The organism is Rosenbergiella gaditana (assembly GCF_018494065.1).
Taxonomy (GTDB): Bacteria; Pseudomonadota; Gammaproteobacteria; order Enterobacterales; family Enterobacteriaceae; genus Rosenbergiella; species Rosenbergiella gaditana.
The window spans coordinates 25,802-45,245 of sequence record NZ_JABBFR010000005.1 but is presented as its reverse complement, the minus strand read 5'-3'; the positions used below and the strand labels follow the sequence as shown (position 1 = coordinate 45,245).

Below are 19,444 nucleotides of genomic sequence, written 5' to 3'. Positions count from 1 at the left end.
AACGGTAATCGAGCTTTGACGCTGGCGTCCGAATACGGCGTTGCGCGGCGATAAATTCATGGTTCAAATTATTCTGTTCAGTTGGCTCAGTATAATAATAGTGCGTTTAACGAATAGCGTCGCAAAACTACGGTGGCCTATTCTAGCGCTACCCACATAACCTTTCCCCAACAGCGTTCATTCTTATGACCGTATTTCAGGCTTCATACAGCCGATAACGCGATTAATCAGGTAAACAGGGGTACCGAGAGCGGTTTTCCGGTCCACTGTTTTCATTACCTATTGTTTTTTCATCACGTTTAACAATACGTCGAGCTTCATCATACTGCCCTAAAGTACAAAGAAAAGCACCGTAATTATTACTTAGCCGGGTATTTTCTGGAGCCATCTGAAAAGCACGTTGATAATAGGAGAGTGCGGTTGAGGTATCACCTTGCTGAGCAGCTATCTGCGCTAAGCCCCACCACCCTTGACCATTTTTCGGTTGCAACTCGGTGACTTTTCGAAAATTACGTGCTGCGTGGTTCAGTTGATTAAGTTGGAGATACTGTTCCCCAAGGTAAAGGCGCAACGCTACGCTGTGTTCAACCCCTGGATGAGGGTGACATCCTACGAGAAGGATGGTAAACACCAGCACTTTCCATTTATCCATTCGCTTCCCCTTATCACCCTTGACCAAAGTTTAAGGATGACAGAATAGAAGAAGCGAAGCCTTACCCTTTCGCTGATGACTAGAGGGCTTTCACAGAAATTTGTTCACCTGCCATTTTTTTACGTAAGGTACGCTTAGTCCGATCGATAACATCACCGGCTAACTGGCCACACGCCGCATCGATATCGTCGCCACGCGTCTTACGCACAATGGTGGTAAAGCCATAATCCATCAACACTTTTGAAAAACGGTCGATACGGCTGTTTGAACTCCGTCCATAGGGCGCTCCTGGGAAGGGGTTCCATGGGATTAAGTTAATTTTACATGGCGTATCTTTCAGTAATTCCGCTAATTCATGGGCATCATCGGTGCTGTCATTGACGTGGTCTAGCATCACGTACTCAATGGTTACCCGACCTTGGTTGGCATTGGACTTACCAATGTAACGTTTCACCGCGGCCAAGAAAGCTTCAATGTTATACTTCTTATTGATCGGCACGATTTCGTCACGCACTTTATCATTGGAAGCATGCAGTGAGATGGCTAAAGCCACATCAATCATATCACCCAGCTTATCTAAGGCAGGGACCACGCCGGATGTCGATAGCGTGACGCGACGCTTTGATAAACCAAACCCGAAATCGTCGAGCATGATTTCCATCGCCGGTACGACGTGAGTCAGGTTAAGTAAGGGTTCACCCATCCCCATCATTACCACGTTAGTGATTGGACGCTGCCCTGTCACTTTCGCTGCACCGATTATTTTCGCCGCACGCCATACCTGACCGATAATTTCTGAGACTTTTAAGTTGCGGTTAAATCCCTGTTGCGCAGTCGAGCAGAACTTACATTCCAAGGCGCAGCCAACTTGCGAAGAGACACACAGAGTGGCACGGTCTTTCTCTGGAATATAAACCGTCTCAACCAATTGGTCGCCGACTCGTATCGCCCACTTGATGGTGCCATCGGAAGAACGCATCTCTTCGGCAACTTCGGGTGCGCGGATCTCCGCCATATCACTGAGCTTTTGACGAAATTTTTTGTTGATGTCTGTCATTTGCTCAAAATCGTCACAGCAGTAGTGGTAAATCCACTTCATAATCTGATCTGCGCGGAAGGGTTTTTCGCCTAAGGAGGCGACAAATTTACGCATTTCTGTGCGATTCAGGTCGAGTAAATTGACCTTGGTAGCGTTAACAGGCGAAGATGCTGGCGCGAAAATTTCTGGGGTAGTGATAGAGTCTGACATAATAATCTCTGGCCTCGTTGTTACACGTTATGGCTCGTAACAGGAATTGAAAATTTAAAAAAACGCACCCCCTCACAGTGCAAGGGGGTGCGTATTGTACATCATCTGCTAACAGATGCGAATGTACTGTGTGCGGCTAGTTAAAAAATTAACGAGTACGTGCACACACTTCTTCAGCAGAGAAAAAGTAAGCAATTTCACGTGCAGCAGACTCAACAGAATCAGAACCGTGAGTTGCATTTTCGGTGAAGCTATCAGCGTAATCAGCACGCAGAGTTCCTGCTAATGCGTTATCTGGGTTAGTTGCACCCATCAGATCACGATGACGTTGGATAGCGTTTTCGCCTTCTAGTACAGAAACAACTACTGGACCAGAAGTCATGAACTCAACCAGACCATCAAAGAATGGACGGCCTTTATGCTCAGCGTAGAAGCCTTCTGCTTGCTCTTTAGTCAGTTGCAGCATTTTAGCGCCCACGATTTTGAAGCCAGCGCTTTCAAAACGGTTGTAGATTGCACCAATTACATTTTTAGCAACGGCGTTTGGCTTAATGATAGAAAAAGTACGTTCGATTGTCATAGTGACCTCAGTCTGAGCTTGCAAAATACCCTATCGCCGTTCTGTCACGTTGGACTCACGACGATAGTGAGAAACGGCGCCGATTATAGGTGGCAAACGCGTCGTTGCCTAGGTTAATCCATTATTTTTTATCATTTTGCACCGATTTTCTTCTTCCTTCGCGGCTTATCACAGTATTCAGCGTTTAACGTTAAGCAGACTAAAAAGCTCCGTGACAAATTGAGCGGGCTTTGTCACTCTATTCATCTTGACGTTTTTAGGAGTGGAGAGACTATGAGTCATACTGTTTTTGTCACGCCGCAATGGCTGGCTGACCACCTCGACGATAGCGGGGTTCAGATAGTAGATGCCCGCTTGCTACCGCCGGGCCAAGAACGGATTCGTGACGTTCGGAGCGAATACCGTGCCGGCCATCTCCCTGAGGCAGTATTCTTTAATATCGAACATCTCTCTGATCACCAAAGTCCCTATCCCCATATGTTGCCTCGCGCGGATCACTTTGCGGTGGCGATGCGGGAGCTAGGGGTCGATCATGAAAAACACCTTATCGTTTATGATGAAGGAAACCTCTTTTCTGCGCCCCGGGCATGGTGGATGTTACGCCACTTCGGTGTCGAGAATGTGTCGATATTGGCTGGCGGCTTACAAGCTTGGCAACAGGCAAACTTACCTCTAGCGACCGGCGAAGTCTCCCTGTCCACGACGCAATTTGAGGCCCAAGTGACTGAAGATGCCGTGGTTCCTCTTACTAAAATGTTAGTACTGAGTCATGAGGGCGGCACTCAAATTATTGATGCGCGTTCTGCCCCTCGCTTTAACGCCGAAGCCGATGAACCGCGCCCAAGGCTACGTCGTGGGCATATCCCTAACAGTCTTAATCTTCCCTGGGATCAATTGGTAAGTAATGGACGTCTCAAAAATAATGAGAGCCTACAAGCCCTATTTGAAGAGGCGGGGGTCGATATCACTCAACCTGCCGTCGTGACCTGTGGTTCAGGTGTTACCGCCGTGGTATTGCTGCTGGCCCTGTACCAACTCGGGCAGCCACATGTGAGTCTTTACGATGGTTCATGGGGAGAGTGGGGAAGTCGCGATGATTTACCCGTTAGACCCTAGCGAGGCAAAAACCGGGCAAGCCCGGTTTTATTATAAGATCCGTTGACTGCCTTTAAAATCACGCAGAAAACTGCCCCAACGGCGTTCGTAGAATGGCGTAATATGCGCAGTAAAAAAGTGACTCACACCCGAAGGCTGGGCAGTGACTTCACACAGGTCGATCAACGCATCATCCGGTAACGTGTCTACTGCGACCTGACCCGCTTGCTGGATAATCGCATCAATCCCTTCATCCGCTTCAATCCCTAGCAGTAAATTGGTCGGTAGCCCTTCCCCTTCACGGATTTCAGCGAGAAAAGCACGACGCACCGGCTTAAGCCCGGCAAAGAGTGTAGTAAGCGAGCTGACGAGCTGCGCAGGCGGTTCATCGATCGCCGAGACCAGCAATGTTTCTCCGCCTTCAATGACGCGCTGTTCAGAAAGCGCATCGCCGCGATTGTCTAGTAAGGCCGCAATCTCGCTGGCGGAAAATTCTTTACCTGTGCTCCGTTTAGGATTGAGGAATAGATTCTCTCCCCGTGTCAGCTCAAATAAGGTTTTTACAGGAAGTTTAACCCAAGGTTCCCCAGACTCGCAGACCTCATTAAGGACCTGTTCTGAGGTAAAAAAAGGAATGACGCTCTGGCCATCCGCTTTCTCCCAATGCGTCAATTCGACGCCCGACTCGGCAGTCAAGTGTTGTTCAACGCTGCGGCCTAAAACCCAGACATCAGCGTCCAGTAATACCTGAAAAAAAGCAGGCCGAAACGCTGGCTCTGTCGCCGCCTGCTCCAACAGTTTTTCCAATTCAACTGGCATAATGTGCTCTCGCAATCAGCAGGCTACGCGCCTGCCCCGCAGATTATTTTAATAATAGGTTTGCTAAGGTACGCACACCAATCCCAGTCGCCCCCGCTGACCACTGATCAACCGCTGACTTACGGTAGGTCGCTGAACAGTCGATATGTAGCCATCCTTTTTTATACTCAGCCACAAACCAAGATAAAAAGGCTGCTGCACTGCTCGCTCCAGCGGTATGCGCTGGACTTGCAATATTATTCAGATCAGCAAAGTTTGAAGGTAGGTGCTGACGGTGGAACTCCGCGAGTGGCAAACGCCAGAAGCTCTCGCCTTCTATGTCTGCGCTGTGAAGGAGAGATTGCGCGGCAATATCGTCAAAACTGAATAAAGCATGATAATCATTACCCAATGCCATTTTAGCCGCGCCAGTCAACGTTGCCGCATCAATTAATAATTCAGGCTGTTGTGCGCTGGCATCGATCAATCCGTCCGCTAACACTAAACGGCCTTCCGCATCAGTGTTCATCACCTCAACCGATTTACCATTACGATAATGGATGATATCGCCAAGACGCATCGCATTACCGTTCACCATATTATCCGCACAACACAGAATAAGCTTCACACGCTTATTCAAGCCGCGAGCAATCGCGAGTGCTAACGCACCAGTCAAGGTTGCCGCGCCGCCCATATCTGATTTCATCGAGTCCATCGGCGTGCTCGGTTTAAGGCTATAACCACCGGTATCAAACGTAATCCCTTTCCCCACTAAGCAGGCAAAAACCGGTGCAGCATCATCACCACTTGGATTGTAATCCAGGGTTAATAGCGCCGGTGAGCGGCTTGAGGCACGCCCTACAGTATGCAATCCTAGGTAGCCCTGTTCACGTAACTCGTCACCCTTAAGAATACGATAAGTCACGGCATCCGGCGCAATCCCATTAAGTAGATCGACCACTGAGCGCGCTAAGTCTTGAGGGCCAAGATCTTCAGCTGGTTTATTGATGGTATCTCGTACCCAATCAATAATGGTTAAGCGATGATCAAGCTCGGTGCGATCTGCTTCAGAGAGCGTTGGCCAAGTAACGTCGCGTTGCCCTTTTGGTGAGCGAAATCCTTGCCAGAAAGCCCAACAGGCTTCAAGATCCCACCCCTCGCCAGCCAGCACGACTTGGCGAATCGATTGTTGATCAAGCTTACGTGCCGCGCGCTGAATGGCGCTATTTTTCTCTGCATCACCGAGATGAATCTTCATTCCTTCAGCATGGGGGCTCATTAAGGCCTTCGCACCCCAGCACTCTGCTGCGGGTTGCTGACTTAAGTGTAAATGCATGGCTGTGGTCATCACTGACTCCTAAAATTATTCGTATTCGTCAATCCAGACTAACAAAATGGCTTCTAAGATCTTTTCGTTTGATGCGTTAGGGTTATCATCAAAGCCCTCTAATTCACAGATCCAGGCATGCAGATCAGTAAATCGTACCGTTTTGGGATCCATCTGCGGATAGAGATCGTATAAGGCTTCACCGATCTCGCGACTATCTGTCCATTTTATCGACATACTTATTTTCTCCATAGCAATCGGGCCAGAGGATAAGTCTGGCCCGATAAGGAATAAATTAGTGTTCCCGTGCGTGGTTCACGGTATAGCGTGGGAATTCGACGGTGAGGTCTTCGTCGGTCACCCGTGCTTGGCAACTTAACCGGCTTTCTGGCTCTAGTCCCCATGCTTTATCCAGCATGTCGTCTTCAAGCTCGGTACTCTCTACTAAGGAGTCAAAACCTTCACGTACCACGCAGTGGCAAGTGGTACAGGCACAGGATTTTTCGCAGGCATGCTCGACATCAATCCCATTCCGTAAAGCGACATCAAGGATAGTTTCTCCAGGGGTCGCATCATAAACACCGCCATCCGGTAATAAATCGGCGTGGGGTAAAATCACTACTTTTGGCATAATTAAACCTCATCCACAGAATGTCCGGTCAACGCTCGACGAATAGACTTATCCATCCGTTGCGCGGCGAAATTCTGGGTTACTTGATCGAGTTGTTTTATTGCTTCAGCAATAGGTTGCGCTTCAGAGCCTGCGATAGCCTCGCGTAAGACCTTTTGCGCTAACGAAATTGCTTGCTGTTCTTCTTCACTGAGCAGTGCGGCATCTTCTGCTAACGCACCGTCTAAACTTTCTAGCACGCGTAAGCCATCGACTTTTTGTTCAGCCAGTTTACGGGCTGAAATATCATCCCGAGCATGCGTCATCGAGTCGGTAAGCATACTCGCAATCTCATTTTCGGTCAGCCCATAGGAGGGCTTCACTTGAATGGATGCTTCCACGCCCGTGGATTTTTCCATCGCACTGACGCTGAGTAATCCATCGGCATCAACTTGGAAAGTCACACGGATATGTGCGCCACCCGCAGGCATCGCCGGGATACCTCGTAAAGCAAAGCGTGCTAACGAGCGGCAATCTTCCACCAATTCGCGTTCGCCTTGTAGCACGTGGATACTCATTGCCGTTTGACCATCTTTAAAGGTGGTGAACTCTTGCGCACGCGCAACGGGGATAGTGGTATTGCGCGGAATAACTTTTTCGGCTAAGCCGCCCATAGTTTCTAGACCAAGCGAAAGCGGGATAACATCCAGCAGCAGCATTTCGCTATCCGGTTTGTTTCCGACAAGAATATCCGCTTGGACCGCCGCACCGAGCGCGACCACTTTATCGGGATCGATTGAGGTTAATGGCTCACGAGAAAAGAACTCGCCCACACGTTCACGCACTGCCGGAACGCGGGTTGATCCACCGACCATTACCACTTGCGCGATCTCATCTTCTTCGATACCCGCATCTTTCACCGTACGCCGGCATGCGATTAAGGTACGCTTGATTAACGGCGCAATCAGCTGCTCGAACTGCTCGCGGGTTAATTCACCTGTCCAGTCACCGACCGTGATCTGCGTTTCAGACGCACTGCTTAAGTCAATTTTAGCCTGTGTCGCGACATCTAACACTTCGCGCAGTAAATGACGGTCAGAGAGATCCGTGATACCGGCTTGTTGTTGAATCCATTGCGCCACCAGCTGATCGAAGTCATCTCCCCCCAGCGCAGAGTCGCCGCCGGTTGCGAGCACTTCAAATACACCACGGCTTAAGCGCAGAATAGAGATATCAAAGGTGCCACCGCCTAAGTCATACACGGCGATAACGCCTTCTTGACCAGAATCCAAGCCGTATGCCACGGCAGCGGCAGTCGGTTCATTCAACAGACGTAATACCTTCAGACCGGCTAAGCGAGCCGCATCTTTAGTACCTTGACGTTGTGCATCGTCAAAGTATGCCGGAACGGTGATCACAACGCCTTCCAGCTCGCCGCCCAAGGTCTCTTCCGCTCGCTTAGCAAGTGTCGATAGGATCTCTGAAGAAACGGAAATAGGGTTAACCTGCCCGACCGGCGTGGACATCAGCGGTAAACCGTTTTCGCTAGCATGGAAATGGTAAGGCAGTTGCGGATAACGCTGTTGGACATCCGCCAGCGAGCGGCCGAGCAGACGTTTAACAGAACTGAAGGTGTGAGCCGGATCAGTCACCGCTTGTTCACGGGCCGGCCAACCAACGATAGTCTCATCCGAGGTATAACGCACGACGGACGGCAGCAGATCACGCCCTTGTGCATCGACCAAGGTCGTCGTTTGCCCACTACGTACCGTGGCAACTAATGAGTGAGTGGTCCCCAAGTCGATACCAGCGGCTAAACGACGCTGGTGCGGAACTGAGCTCAGGCCAGGTTCGCTGATTTGAAGTAACGCCATCGTTTGTCCTTAAAAATCGAGCCATTTCTCTTCCAGTGCCTCGGCATGCTCGGCAAGTCTGGAGAAGAAACGGAGTTTACGCACTGTATCGGCGGCTTGCTGCCACAGTTGCTCGGCAAGTTGCTGCGCGACAAGGCTCATTAACGTTTTATGCTGCTGTTTGATATCGCTCAAATAACGCGTTAATGCCTCACCATCCTGTTGCTGTTCGATTTCTTCCAGCGTTTCTCTTAGCGTCAGTTGCGCCATCAGAAACTCGGTATCGTGCAGAGTATGTTGTTCGTTATTGATGTCATAACCATGCAATGAGAGGATATATTCAGCACGAGGTAACGGCTTGCGTAAAGCTTGATAACCTTGGTTAATATTTGCCGCATAGGTGAGTGCCTGCAAGCGTTCCGCTTCAGGCTGGGTGGCAAAATTATCAGGGTGATAACGACGTTGCAAAGCTTGATACCGCTCGGCTAATGATGAAGTATCGAGCGTGAAGCTTTCTGGCAGGTCAAACAGCGTAAAAAAGTTCATAAGCTATCAGTTCGCGTAAGACAAACTCATCGCCCCAGCGAGCTGGGGCGATGAGTTAAATCAGTGTATGACATCAAAGTTATACGTTAAAGCTTTCGCCACAACCGCATTCATCTTTGACATTGGGATTGTTAAATTTAAAGCCTTCGTTTAGGCCTTCTTTGACGAAATCGAGTTCCGTACCATCCAGGTAAACTAAGCTTTTTCCATCAACAATCACTTTAACGCCTTTATCTTCGAAAACAAGATCGTCAGGCTGTAATTCATCGACAAACTCTAGAACGTAAGCCATGCCTGAGCACCCTGAGGTGCGTACCGCCAGGCGAAGGCCAACGCCCTGCCCGCGGTTTGTTAAGAAGGCGCTCACACGAGCTGCCGCTGAATCACTCAGGGAAATTGACATGATAACTCCCTAACTTACTTAGCGGTTTTCTTGCTCTTGTAGTCATCGATAGCCGCTTTGATAGCATCTTCAGCCAGAATCGAACAGTGGATCTTCACTGGCGGAAGTTCAAGTTCTTCAGCAATTTGCATATTAGAGATGCTTTGCGCTTCGTCTAACGATTTGCCTTTTACCCACTCGGTGATCAGCGAGCTTGAGGCAATTGCTGAACCACAACCATAAGTTTTAAAACGCGCATCTTCGATAATACCGCTTTCGCTAACTTTGATTTGCAGTTTCATCACGTCACCACAAGCGGGTGCGCCAACCATACCGCTACCGACGCTTGGATCGGCGTTATCAAATGAACCCACGTTACGTGGATTTTCGTAGTGATCGATTACTTTTTCGCTGTAAGCCATGATATTTTCTCCTGAAATCTAAAAATTAGTGGTGCGCCCATTCGATGCTATTTAAATCTACGCCGGCTTTGAACATCTCCCACAATGGAGATAAGTCACGGAGGCGACCGATAGATTTGTGGCATAAATCGATAGCGTAATCGACTTCTTCTTCGGTAGTAAAGCGCCCTAAAGAGAAACGAATCGAGCTATGAGCCAGTTCATCGTTCATCCCTAATGCACGTAGCACGTAGGAAGGTTCTAAGCTTGCAGAGGTACAGGCAGAACCAGATGATACGGCTAAATCTTTCAGCGCCATAATTAGTGATTCGCCTTCAACGTAGTTAAAGCTGACATTAAGAATGTTTGGGGCACCATTTTCTAGATCACCATTAAGATATACTTCTTCCATATCTTTCAGGCCATCCCACAGGCGGCTACGCAGTTTGCTGAGGCGAGCCATTTCGGTGCTCATCTCTTCTTTCGCAATACGGTACGCTTCGCCCATGCCCACGATTTGGTGAACAGGCAAGGTTCCTGAACGCATGCCACGCTCGTGACCACCACCATGGATTTGGGCTTCTAGACGAATACGCGGTTTACGACGCACGTATAAGCCACCAATCCCTTTAGGACCATAGATTTTGTGGGCTGAAAAAGACATTAAATCAACTTTAAGCGTCGAGAGATCAATCGGCAATTTACCCACGCTTTGGGTAGCATCAACGTGGAAGATAATACCTTTCGCACGGCAAATCTCACCCAGGCCTGCGATATCTTGTACCACACCAATTTCGTTGTTTACGTGCATCACAGAAGCCAGCACCGTGTCATCGCGTAGCGCGGCGGTGAACTGCTCTAATGTGATAAGACCATTAGCTTGCGGAGAGAGGTAAGTAATTTCAAACCCTTCGCGCTCCAGCTGACGGCAGGTATCCAGTACCGCTTTATGCTCAGTTTTCACCGTAATAACGTGCTTACCTTTCTTCTGGTAAAAGGTTGCGGCACCTTTGATCGCTAAGTTGTCAGATTCGGTTGCGCCAGAGGTGAAGACAATTTCACGCGGATCTGCACCAATCAGTTCAGCAACTTGGTTACGAGCGATATCCACCGCCTCTTCCGCCTGCCAACCGAAACGGTGTGAACGTGATGCGGGGTTACCAAAATTGCCATCTTGGGTCATACATTGCATCATTTTTTCAGCAACGCGAGCATCAACAGGTGTCGTCGCTGAGTAGTCGAGATAAATTGGTAATTTCATTGCTCTTAAGCTCCGTACATCACTTCATTGCATGTTATATTTTATAAAAGTTTACGGTCGATAAAGGCTAAAAGGTCACGAGCCTACTGCGCGTAACTTTACATCGATTTTCTCGGCTAAGCGGCCAGATTGCTGAAATCGACGATTATCGACAGTTGCTTGACGACCCGCAACATCCAAAATTTCTTGGTTGTTAACCAATTCCGCCAGCGAAATATTATTTAAGAAGTCACTAATTCTGTCGCTCAAGTCGCGCCACAGAGCGTGCGTTAAACAACGATCCCCCCCTTGACACCCTTCTTTACCTTGGCATTTAGTTGCGTCAACCGACTCATCAACGGCCATAATGACGGCGCCCACCGAGATATTAGCGGCTTGTAGACCGAGAAGATAACCACCACCCGGTCCACGTACACTGGACACCAGCTCATGTTTTCTAAGACGCGAAAACAACTGCTCTAAGTACGACAGCGAAATACCTTGGCGCTCTGAAATATCCGCCAGCGGTACCGGTCCTTCATGTGAGTGCAACGCAACGTCTAACATAGCGGTGACTGCGTAACGCCCTTTGGATGTCAGTCTCATTGTGATACGACCTCGGTTTTCACAGTTGTCAGAATGTTAAATAATTGATGCTGACAGTCTGACATTCCCGAGTGATTTGGTCAACTATTTACCTGACTAAATTACTCAGGTATTTAACCGAGTGTGCGTATCAATGAGCCTTAGCCTTTATACTTTTCACCCTTCTGAAAAGATGAGAGCATGCCACGTAGAATATTCAATTCATCGCGTTCAGGTCGAGCACGAGTAAAGAGACGACGAAGTTTACTCATCACTTGGCTTGGATTGCCTTGACGAATAAAACCACTTTCCAACATCATGCCTTCCATATGTTGATAGAAACGCTCTAAATCATCCACTAATGGGTAAGGCGACTCTTCACTTTGCGTTGATGCAGGAGATTGCTCAGTCGCCAGCCACGCCATGCGCACTTCATACGCGATAATTTGCACGGCCATCGCTAAGTTTAACGAGCTGTAATCTGGATTAGCCGGAATGGCAACATGGTAATGGCATTTTTGTAGCTCATCGTTGGTTAAGCCGACACGTTCACGGCCAAAGACCAAGGCGACTGGCGCTTGCTGCCCTTCTTCTACACTTTTTATCCCGCACTCACGTGCATCCAACATTGGCCAAGGCAGTGAACGAGAACGCGCGCTGGTTCCGACCACTAGACTACAGCCTGAAATCGCTTCATCAAGGGTGTCGACAATCGTCGCCGCCCCGATTAAATCACTGGCGCCAGCAGCGAGAGAGATCGCTTGCGAATCAGGTTTTAGCAATGGGTTAACAAGATAGAGGTTAGAAAGTCCCATGGTTTTCATGGCACGGGCGACTGAGCCCATATTCCCGGTGTGTGACGTTTCGACCAAGACAATTCGTATATTCTGTAACATAAGCAGGATTCATGTCGCCAATAGAAATGATAAAAGGATATTAACATAATCTGAGACTTTTATTTAACCTTCTGCTATACTCCCCGCGATTTTTCGTTCTTTAACATCCAGTGGGAATAACCGATGCATCCGATGCTGAACATCGCCGTGCGCGCAGCGCGCAAGGCCGGCAATCTTATCGCCAAAAATTATGAAACGCCTGACGCAGTAGAAACAAATCAAAAAGGTACCAACGATTTTGTCACCAACGTTGACCGTGACGCCGAGCGTTTAATTATCGAAGTCATCCGTAAATCTTATCCACAACACAGTATTGTGACGGAAGAGAGCGGAGATTTAGGTGGTGAAGATAAGGATATACAATGGGTTATCGATCCCCTGGATGGAACCAGTAACTTTATTAAACGTTTCCCTCACTTCTCTGTCTCTATCGCCGTTCGTATTAAAGGTCGTACTGAAGTTGCGGTCGTCTATGATCCAATGCGTAACGAACTCTTTACCGCGGTACGTGGTCAAGGCGCTCAGCTCAATGGTTACCGTTTACGTGGAAGTACTGCGCGCGATTTAGAAGGGACTATTATCGCAACAGGTTTCCCTTTCAAAGCCAAGCAGCACTCAGCCAGTTATCTAAACGTTGTTACTGCACTGTTTACCAAATGCGCAGATTTCCGTCGTACCGGTTCAGCGGCATTGGACTTAGCCTATGTCGCAGCAGGTCGTACCGATGGCTACTTTGAAATTGGCTTAAAGCCTTGGGATTTTGCGGCAGGTGAACTGTTAGTGCGCGAAGCAGGCAGCTTGGTGACAGATTTCACTGGTGGTCATGGTTATCTACAATCAGGTAATATTGTTGCCGGTAACTCTCGTGTTGTCCGTGACATGTTGTCGGTAATGCGCGACCAACTTAGCGATGCGTTAAAACGCTAAGTTTTCTTGATAAAGAAAAGCCGCGATAGGTCACTATCGCGGCTTTTTTATTACATTAATACTTTATGAATAAACCGGGAAACGCGCACAAAGTGCCAGCACTTGGCCCTTCACACGCTCAATGGTTGCCGCATCGTTGATGTTATCTAATACATCGGCAATCCATCCTGCTAACTCGCGGACTTCGGCTTCTTTAAAGCCACGACGCGTTACCGCAGGCGTTCCAATACGGATACCAGAGGTAACGAAAGGACTTTTCGGATCGTTCGGTACACTGTTTTTGTTCACAGTAATATTCGCGCTGCCCAGTGCGGCATCGGCTTCTTTACCGGTTAGATTCTTCTCAACCAGGTCCAATAAGAATAGATGGTTGTGTGTACCGCCAGAGACGATGTTATAGCCGCGCTCAAGCAGTACTTCTACCATCGCTTTAGCATTCTTCGCCACTTGCTGTTGGTAAGTTTTGAATTCTGGCTCCATCGCTTCTTTGAAGGCCACAGCTTTACCCGCGATAACATGCATCAGTGGGCCGCCTTGGCCACCTGGGAATACAGCAGAGTTCAATTTCTTATACAGATCTTCGTCACCACCTTGAGCAAGGATCAGGCCACCGCGGGGACCAGCTAAGGTTTTGTGGGTCGTTGTGGTGACCACGTGAGCATGGGGTAATGGATTAGGATAGACATCCGCCGCAACTAACCCTGCAACGTGTGCCATATCGACGAATAACCATGCGCCGATGCTGTCAGCGATTTCACGCATTTTTGCCCAATCACAGACGCCCGAATAGGCAGAGAATCCGCCAATAATCATCTTAGGCTTGTGTTGCTGAGCGAGCGCCGCCAGTTCGTCATAATCAATCTTACCGCTTTCATCGATGCCGTAAGGAATGACGTTATAGAGTTTACCCGACAGGTTAACCGGGGAACCGTGAGTGAGGTGGCCACCGTGTGCTAGGTTCATCCCAAGAATAGTATCTCCTGGGTTAAGCAGAGCGGTAAACACGCCGAAGTTAGCTTGAGAGCCTGAGTGAGGCTGGACATTCGCGTAATCTGCACCAAAAAGCGCTTTTGCACGGTCAATTGCAAGTTGTTCAACGATATCAACGTATTCACAACCACCATAATAACGTTTGCCCGGATAACCTTCGGCATACTTATTGGTCAGTTGTGATCCTTGCGCTTCCATTACACGTGGACTGGTGTAGTTTTCTGAAGCAATCAGTTCAATATGCTCTTCCTGACGCACTTTCTCTTGCTCCATCGCCTGCCATAATGCCGCATCGTAATCGGCTATGTTCATTTCTCGCTTTAACATTCCCATCTCCACTCAGCTTGCTTTTAACATCAAAATTCCCCCACAACGGGTAATGTCGGTTAGTGTAAACTCTTTTCAAGCTGGGTGGTAGAGAGAAGCCTCTCTTTTTACGCAATCGTTTGGCTTTTCAAGCTGGTCGATTAAATTGCAGCCAACGGTATGCTGCGCGATAAGATGGCAGAGATGATTTCAAGGAAGTAACGACTAAAAGCGGGTGCAAGAAAAGTCACGTATCGACCTCAGCAGGTTAGGTTAGGTTAGGTTAGCCAAGGTTAAGGATGGCACAGGCAAAGCAGCACGAGCAAAGCTAACTTGTACTCAAGCGTACTGCTTAGCCAGAAGGAAGCATTAGATCGCGTCTTCGTCTTCTTCACCGGTACGAATGCGTACCACTCGCGCTACATCCACCACAAAGATTTTACCGTCACCGATTTTACCGGTCTGTGCCGTCTTCATGATGGTCTCTAAGCAGGTATCCACCATATCATCGGCAATCACGATTTCTATTTTCACTTTAGGCAGAAAGTCGACCATATATTCCGCGCCACGATAAAGTTCTGTATGCCCTTTCTGGCGTCCGAAACCTTTGACTTCTGTGACGGTCATTCCGGTGATCCCAACTTCTGCGAGAGATTCACGGACATCATCCAATTTGAAGGGTTTAATGATCGCTTCTATTTTCTTCATGACAAAACCTTATTATCCGTTGCGTCGCCAAACAAGGGCTGCTCACAGGGTTAGTGCGTTATGCGGGTAAGAGATGGGTATTATTGCTGAATTGCGCAGGGAAGTCACTGGACAAGAAAATTAAGGTGCCCCACATATGTGATGTCCAGATAAGATAACGTGTTATCAACTCTAGGACAGAAGGCACCTTAAAAGCATCATTTTTATTTATGAATCATAATATCATCATAACAGTAAATGAATTCAGCGAATCATATCAACAAAGCGTTGCAGGGCGAATAGCCAGACAACGCTTTCAGATTTTTCCAGAATAACACCTACCCTAATTGTTTACGTGCATTTCTGAATAAACGCATCCAAGGGCTGTCTTCACCCCAATTTTCCGGATGCCATGAGTTACTGACTGTGCGGAAAACACGTTCTGGATGAGGCATCATGATGGTGACACGTCCAGAGGTATTGGTCACAGCCGTAATACCGTTCGGCGAGCCATTCGGGTTAGCCGGATACTGCTGGGTCACTTCGCCATGGTTATTAACAAAACGTAAGGCGGTCAGCTTGCTGCTTTCCAGTTGTTGCAGGTGCGCGCTGTTACGTACCTCAACAAAGCCCTCGCCGTGAGAAACAGCGATTGGCATCCGTGAACCGACCATACCCTCTAAGACCAGTGAAGGGCTTTCGACCACTTCGACTAGGCTAAAACGCGCTTCGAAGCGTTCTGATTGGTTACGTACAAAGCGTGGCCACAATTCACTTCCTGGAATAATTTCACGTAAATTAGACACCATTTGACAGCCATTACACACGCCAAGTGCCAATGTTTGGTCACGATTGAAGAATTCCGCGAAGGTATCACGCACTCTTGGATTAAACAGGATGGACTTCGCCCAGCCCTCACCCGCCCCAAGAACATCACCATAGGAAAAGCCGCCACACGCCGCGAGCATATGGAATCCGTCGAGAGTTGTGCGCCCTGCCAGTAAGTCGCTCATATGGACGTCGCGAGTATCGAACCCTGCACGATGGAACGCGGCAGCCATCTCAACGTGTGAATTGACCCCTTGCTCCCGTAACACAGCAAGGACTGGTCGTGCACCCGTGGCAATCATTGGCGCCGCGACATCGTCGCTCGGATCGAAACTGAGTGAAACGTTGAGCCCTGGGTCACGCTCATCCAGTTTCGCTTGATGTTCTTCATCCGCACAAGCAGGGTTATCACGCAGACGTTGCATTTGCCAGGTCGTTTCCGCCCACCATTCGCGCAGTTGCGAGCGTTGTTCTGAATAGACCGTTTGCCCCGCTGCAACCAGTGTAAAGTGATTGCCTGGGCTCGCTTTTCCGATAACCTTCAGATCTTCGTCCAAACCATAGTGTGCGAAGACCGTTTGGACGGTCTGGAGATCGTCACGAGCAATTTGTAATACCGCACCCAGTTCTTCATTGAATAAAGCGGCAATAGACTCAGAACCAAGAGCACTGATATCCGCATCAATGGCACAGTGACCGGCAAATGCCATTTCCGCCAGCGTAACTAACAACCCACCGTCAGAGCGATCGTGATAAGCCAGCAGTTTGCGATCACTCACTAGCTGTTGAATGGCGTTAAAGAAACCACGAAGTTTTTCTGTATCACGCACATCTGCAGACTGTTGACCCAACTTACGATAGACTTGTGCGAGCGCTGTTGCACCGAGGGCTTGTTGTCCCTGACCTAAATCGACCAATAGCAGTAGATTGTCTCGATCAGATTTTAATTCCGGTGTTACCGTCAAACGTACATCTTCCACCCGAGCAAAAGCGGTGATCGCTAAAGACATCGGTGAGATGACCTCACGGTCTTCGCCCTGCTCCTGCCAGCGTGTTTTCATCGACATAGAGTCTTTACCCACTGGGATGGTTAGCCCCAGTGCAGGACACAGCTCTTCACCGACCGCTTTCACGGCATCGTATAATCCTGCATCTTCACCAGGATGCCCCGCTGCTGCCATCCAGTTTGCAGAGAGTTTAATTTGCTTAAGATCGCCGATAGCGGTCGCGGCTAAGTTGGTTAAGGCTTCCCCCACGGCTAAGCGAGCGGATGCAGCATAGTCGAGCAACGCAACCGGCGCACGCTCGCCCATCGCAAATGCTTCACCCGTATAGCTGTCCAAGCTTGTCGTGGTCACGGCACAGTTAGCAACAGGAATTTGCCAAGGTCCGACCATCTGGTCACGCGCAACCATACCCGTGACAGTGCGATCACCAATCGTAATTAAGAAAGTTTTTTCAGCCACAGCTGGGAGGTGCAGCACACGTTTAACAGCTTCAGCAAGATCGATACCCTGCGCAGTAAAGTCATCCCCTTTTGCTTGTTGACGACGCACATCACGGGTCATTTTCGGGGTTTTGCCCAATAATACATCCAGTGGCATATCGATCGGCTGGTTGGCAAAATGTGGATCATCTAAGGTTAGATGCTGTTGTTCTGTCGCTTCACCAATGACCGCATAAGGCGCACGTTCACGCTGACAAATTGCATCAAATTCCGCTAATTTATCGGCATCGATCGCCAATACATAACGCTCTTGAGATTCATTACACCAAATCTCCAACGGCGTCATACCCGGCTCGTCATTCAAAATTTTACGTAGGTCAAAGCGCCCACCGCGTCCACCATCAGAAACGAGTTCAGGCATGGCGTTGGAGAGACCGCCCGCGCCGACGTCATGGATGAAGAGAATCGGATTTTCCTGCCCACGTTGCCAGCATCGGTCAATCACTTCTTGGCAGCGGCGTTCCATTTCCGGGTTATCGCGTTGCACTGAGGCAAAATCTAAGTCCGCGTCAGACTGACCAGAATCCATTGACGAAGCCGCCCCACCGCCAAGACCGATGTTCATGGAGGGGCCACCGAGTACGATCAGTTTCGCGCCAACGGTGATTTCACCTTTTTGAACATGATCGTCACGAATATTGCCGATCCCGCCTGCCAACATAATGGGTTTATGATAACCGCGGATCTCTTCACCATTGTGACTACTCACCTTCTCTTCATAAGTCCGGAAGTAGCCATTGAGCGCAGGACGCCCAAATTCGTTATTAAATGCCGCGCCGCCTAATGGGCCATCCAACATAATATCCAGCGCGGTCACAATACGATCCGGCTTACCAAAATCCTCTTCCCAAGGCTGTTCGAAGCCAGGAATACGGAGGTTCGATACAGAGAACCCCGTAAGGCCGGCTTTCGGTTTTGCTCCGCGACCGGTTGCGCCTTCGTCGCGGATTTCACCGCCAGAACCTGTCGCCGCACCTGGCCAAGGTGAAATAGCGGTCGGGTGGTTGTGGGTCTCAACCTTCATTAAGATATGAATAGGTTGTTGATGAAAACCGTATTGACCCGTTTCGGCTTCTGCATAGAAACGCCCCGCTACGGATCCTTCCATCACTGCAGCGTTGTCTTTATAGGCTGATAATACATGTTCAGGGGTCGTTTCGAAGGTATTTTTAATCATTTTAAACAGCGATTTCGGCTGCTCTACGCCATCAATGACCCAATCCGCGTTAAAAATTTTATGACGGCAGTGCTCAGAGTTAGCTTGAGCAAACATATATAACTCAACGTCGTTAGGATTTCTTCCCAGCTGCGTAAAGGCGTTGAGTAGGTAATCAATTTCATCTTCTGCAAGCGCTAGACCAAGACGGATATTAGCCTCAGAGAGGGCTTGGCGGCCGCCTTGCTGAATATCAATCGAGGTAAGGGGGTGCGGGGTGTGCTGAGTAAAGAGTTGCTCTGCGTCAGAAAGAACGGTATAGACCGTTTCCATCATTCGATCGTGTAATAAGCCCGCGACCTGCTCAAACTGTTTTTTATCCAGCTCAGGGGCATCAATATAGAAGGCTAACCCGCGTTCTAAACGCTTCACCATGGGTAATTCGCAGTTATGTGCGATATCGGTAGCTTTCGATGACCATGGAGAGATGGTGCCAGGACGTGGGGTGACTAAGAGTAATTGCCCCTGCGGCGTATGCTCGGCCAATGAGGGACCATAGCGTAATAATTTTTCTAATCGCGTTGTTTGCGTATCGGTTAACGGTTGTGTCACATCAGCAAAGTGCACGTATTCAGCATACAGTGAACGGATAGGCAACTGAAGTTCTTGAAAGGTGGTGACTAGCTTGTTAATTCGAAAGGCAGAAAGGGCAGGCGAACCACGCAAAATTTCCATCATTAATCATCTCTCGTCGTCGGTATGTCTGGCTGACATACACTGGCGCTACAGTGGGAAAACGGCGCTAGTATAATGAATCTCGTCACATTAC

At 48.9% G+C, this 19,444-nt stretch carries 19 protein-coding genes; 2 read left to right on the top strand and 17 right to left on the bottom strand.

Going from position 1 to position 19,444, the window contains the following annotated elements; translation table 11 throughout:
- Positions 1 to 223 precede the first annotated feature (223 nt).
- The 3 genes from HH682_RS05115 to ndk form a co-directional block, all read right to left on the bottom strand.
- Entirely contained in the window at positions 224 to 652 is a 429-nt protein-coding gene (locus tag HH682_RS05115) for a tetratricopeptide repeat protein (protein WP_214236534.1), read from the bottom strand.
- A gap of 79 nt (positions 653 to 731) precedes the next feature.
- Complete coding sequence (gene rlmN, locus HH682_RS05110) at positions 732 to 1,901, bottom strand: dual-specificity RNA methyltransferase RlmN (protein WP_214236533.1); 1,170 nt, start codon at positions 1,899 to 1,901, stop codon at positions 732 to 734.
- Between the two features lie 148 nt (positions 1,902 to 2,049).
- The gene (gene ndk / locus HH682_RS05105) at positions 2,050 to 2,481 is read right to left on the bottom strand and encodes a nucleoside-diphosphate kinase (RefSeq protein ID WP_214236532.1); all 432 of its coding nucleotides are present in this window, start codon (positions 2,479 to 2,481) and stop codon (positions 2,050 to 2,052) included.
- A 273-nt stretch (positions 2,482 to 2,754) separates the two neighbouring features.
- On the opposite strand from ndk, the gene sseA reads away from it, so the two are divergent.
- Positions 2,755 to 3,597 carry a 3-mercaptopyruvate sulfurtransferase gene (gene sseA, locus HH682_RS05100; protein ID WP_214236531.1) on the top strand — a complete coding sequence of 281 codons (843 nt, stop codon included), beginning with the start codon at positions 2,755 to 2,757 and terminating at the stop codon, positions 3,595 to 3,597.
- A 30-nt stretch (positions 3,598 to 3,627) separates the two neighbouring features.
- Here sseA and sseB read toward each other — a convergent pair whose 3' ends face one another.
- From sseB to trmJ, 11 genes are all read right to left on the bottom strand, one after another.
- Entirely contained in the window at positions 3,628 to 4,395 is a 768-nt protein-coding gene (gene sseB / locus HH682_RS05095; RefSeq protein ID WP_214236530.1) for an enhanced serine sensitivity protein SseB, read from the bottom strand.
- Positions 4,396 to 4,438: 43 nt separating this feature from the next.
- On the bottom strand, positions 4,439 to 5,722 hold the full coding sequence (gene pepB, locus HH682_RS05090; protein WP_214236529.1) for an aminopeptidase PepB: 1,284 nt from the start codon (positions 5,720 to 5,722) through the stop codon (positions 4,439 to 4,441).
- A 15-nt stretch (positions 5,723 to 5,737) separates the two neighbouring features.
- Positions 5,738 to 5,938 carry a Fe-S cluster assembly protein IscX gene (gene iscX / locus HH682_RS05085; RefSeq protein ID WP_214236528.1) on the bottom strand — a complete coding sequence of 67 codons (201 nt, stop codon included), beginning with the start codon at positions 5,936 to 5,938 and terminating at the stop codon, positions 5,738 to 5,740.
- Between the two features lie 58 nt (positions 5,939 to 5,996).
- Positions 5,997 to 6,332, bottom strand: a complete 336-nt coding sequence (gene fdx / locus HH682_RS05080) for an ISC system 2Fe-2S type ferredoxin (protein WP_214236527.1) — start codon at positions 6,330 to 6,332, stop codon at positions 5,997 to 5,999.
- A 2-nt stretch (positions 6,333 to 6,334) separates the two neighbouring features.
- The gene (hscA, locus tag HH682_RS05075) at positions 6,335 to 8,185 is read right to left on the bottom strand and encodes a Fe-S protein assembly chaperone HscA (RefSeq protein ID WP_214236526.1); all 1,851 of its coding nucleotides are present in this window, start codon (positions 8,183 to 8,185) and stop codon (positions 6,335 to 6,337) included.
- A 9-nt stretch (positions 8,186 to 8,194) separates the two neighbouring features.
- Positions 8,195 to 8,710 carry a co-chaperone HscB gene (gene hscB, locus HH682_RS05070; protein ID WP_214236525.1) on the bottom strand — a complete coding sequence of 172 codons (516 nt, stop codon included), beginning with the start codon at positions 8,708 to 8,710 and terminating at the stop codon, positions 8,195 to 8,197.
- 79 nt (positions 8,711 to 8,789) lie between these two features.
- Complete coding sequence (iscA, locus tag HH682_RS05065) at positions 8,790 to 9,113, bottom strand: iron-sulfur cluster assembly protein IscA (protein WP_062812050.1); 324 nt, start codon at positions 9,111 to 9,113, stop codon at positions 8,790 to 8,792.
- A gap of 14 nt (positions 9,114 to 9,127) precedes the next feature.
- A complete protein-coding gene (gene iscU / locus HH682_RS05060) occupies positions 9,128 to 9,514 on the bottom strand; it encodes a Fe-S cluster assembly scaffold IscU (protein WP_214236524.1) in 387 nt (128 codons plus the stop codon).
- A 25-nt stretch (positions 9,515 to 9,539) separates the two neighbouring features.
- Positions 9,540 to 10,754: an IscS subfamily cysteine desulfurase gene (locus HH682_RS05055; RefSeq protein WP_214236523.1), complete on the bottom strand. Its 1,215-nt coding sequence runs from the start codon at positions 10,752 to 10,754 to the stop codon at positions 9,540 to 9,542.
- A gap of 75 nt (positions 10,755 to 10,829) precedes the next feature.
- A complete protein-coding gene (gene iscR / locus HH682_RS05050; RefSeq protein WP_214236522.1) occupies positions 10,830 to 11,339 on the bottom strand; it encodes a Fe-S cluster assembly transcriptional regulator IscR in 510 nt (169 codons plus the stop codon).
- Positions 11,340 to 11,479: 140 nt separating this feature from the next.
- Positions 11,480 to 12,214: a tRNA (cytosine(32)/uridine(32)-2'-O)-methyltransferase TrmJ gene (trmJ, locus tag HH682_RS05045; protein ID WP_214236521.1), complete on the bottom strand. Its 735-nt coding sequence runs from the start codon at positions 12,212 to 12,214 to the stop codon at positions 11,480 to 11,482.
- Positions 12,215 to 12,337: 123 nt separating this feature from the next.
- On the opposite strand from trmJ, the gene suhB reads away from it, so the two are divergent.
- Positions 12,338 to 13,141, top strand: a complete 804-nt coding sequence (gene suhB / locus HH682_RS05040) for an inositol-1-monophosphatase (RefSeq protein WP_214236520.1) — start codon at positions 12,338 to 12,340, stop codon at positions 13,139 to 13,141.
- A 63-nt stretch (positions 13,142 to 13,204) separates the two neighbouring features.
- Here the strand turns inward: suhB and glyA are convergent, their stop codons facing one another.
- The 3 genes from glyA to purL form a co-directional block, all read right to left on the bottom strand.
- Complete coding sequence (gene glyA / locus HH682_RS05035; protein ID WP_214236519.1) at positions 13,205 to 14,458, bottom strand: serine hydroxymethyltransferase; 1,254 nt, start codon at positions 14,456 to 14,458, stop codon at positions 13,205 to 13,207.
- Between the two features lie 348 nt (positions 14,459 to 14,806).
- On the bottom strand, positions 14,807 to 15,145 hold the full coding sequence (gene glnB, locus HH682_RS05030) for a nitrogen regulatory protein P-II (protein WP_048912462.1): 339 nt from the start codon (positions 15,143 to 15,145) through the stop codon (positions 14,807 to 14,809).
- Between the two features lie 317 nt (positions 15,146 to 15,462).
- Entirely contained in the window at positions 15,463 to 19,353 is a 3,891-nt protein-coding gene (gene purL, locus HH682_RS05025; protein ID WP_214236518.1) for a phosphoribosylformylglycinamidine synthase, read from the bottom strand.
- Positions 19,354 to 19,444 lie beyond the last annotated feature (91 nt).

What these genes read in the sequence shown, in the direction of transcription:
- HH682_RS05055 (WP_214236523.1), bottom strand. Translation starts at nt 10,754, where the DNA reads ATGAAATTACCAATTTATCTCGACTACTCAGCGACGACACCTGTTGAT.
- iscA (WP_062812050.1), bottom strand. Translation starts at nt 9,113, where the DNA reads ATGTCAATTTCCCTGAGTGATTCAGCGGCAGCTCGTGTGAGCGCCTTC.
- fdx (WP_214236527.1), bottom strand. Translation starts at nt 6,332, where the DNA reads ATGCCAAAAGTAGTGATTTTACCCCACGCCGATTTATTACCGGATGGC.
- iscR (WP_214236522.1), bottom strand. Translation starts at nt 11,339, where the DNA reads ATGAGACTGACATCCAAAGGGCGTTACGCAGTCACCGCTATGTTAGAC.
- glyA (WP_214236519.1), bottom strand. Translation starts at nt 14,458, where the DNA reads ATGTTAAAGCGAGAAATGAACATAGCCGATTACGATGCGGCATTATGG.
- glnB (WP_048912462.1), bottom strand. Translation starts at nt 15,145, where the DNA reads ATGAAGAAAATAGAAGCGATCATTAAACCCTTCAAATTGGATGATGTC.
- sseB (WP_214236530.1), bottom strand. Translation starts at nt 4,395, where the DNA reads ATGCCAGTTGAATTGGAAAAACTGTTGGAGCAGGCGGCGACAGAGCCA.
- HH682_RS05115 (WP_214236534.1), bottom strand. Translation starts at nt 652, where the DNA reads ATGGATAAATGGAAAGTGCTGGTGTTTACCATCCTTCTCGTAGGATGT.
- purL (WP_214236518.1), bottom strand. Translation starts at nt 19,353, where the DNA reads ATGATGGAAATTTTGCGTGGTTCGCCTGCCCTTTCTGCCTTTCGAATT.
- ndk (WP_214236532.1), bottom strand. Translation starts at nt 2,481, where the DNA reads ATGACAATCGAACGTACTTTTTCTATCATTAAGCCAAACGCCGTTGCT.
- suhB (WP_214236520.1), top strand. Translation starts at nt 12,338, where the DNA reads ATGCATCCGATGCTGAACATCGCCGTGCGCGCAGCGCGCAAGGCCGGC.
- pepB (WP_214236529.1), bottom strand. Translation starts at nt 5,722, where the DNA reads ATGACCACAGCCATGCATTTACACTTAAGTCAGCAACCCGCAGCAGAG.
- trmJ (WP_214236521.1), bottom strand. Translation starts at nt 12,214, where the DNA reads ATGTTACAGAATATACGAATTGTCTTGGTCGAAACGTCACACACCGGG.
- hscA (WP_214236526.1), bottom strand. Translation starts at nt 8,185, where the DNA reads ATGGCGTTACTTCAAATCAGCGAACCTGGCCTGAGCTCAGTTCCGCAC.
- iscU (WP_214236524.1), bottom strand. Translation starts at nt 9,514, where the DNA reads ATGGCTTACAGCGAAAAAGTAATCGATCACTACGAAAATCCACGTAAC.
- sseA (WP_214236531.1), top strand. Translation starts at nt 2,755, where the DNA reads ATGAGTCATACTGTTTTTGTCACGCCGCAATGGCTGGCTGACCACCTC.
- rlmN (WP_214236533.1), bottom strand. Translation starts at nt 1,901, where the DNA reads ATGTCAGACTCTATCACTACCCCAGAAATTTTCGCGCCAGCATCTTCG.
- hscB (WP_214236525.1), bottom strand. Translation starts at nt 8,710, where the DNA reads ATGAACTTTTTTACGCTGTTTGACCTGCCAGAAAGCTTCACGCTCGAT.
- iscX (WP_214236528.1), bottom strand. Translation starts at nt 5,938, where the DNA reads ATGTCGATAAAATGGACAGATAGTCGCGAGATCGGTGAAGCCTTATAC.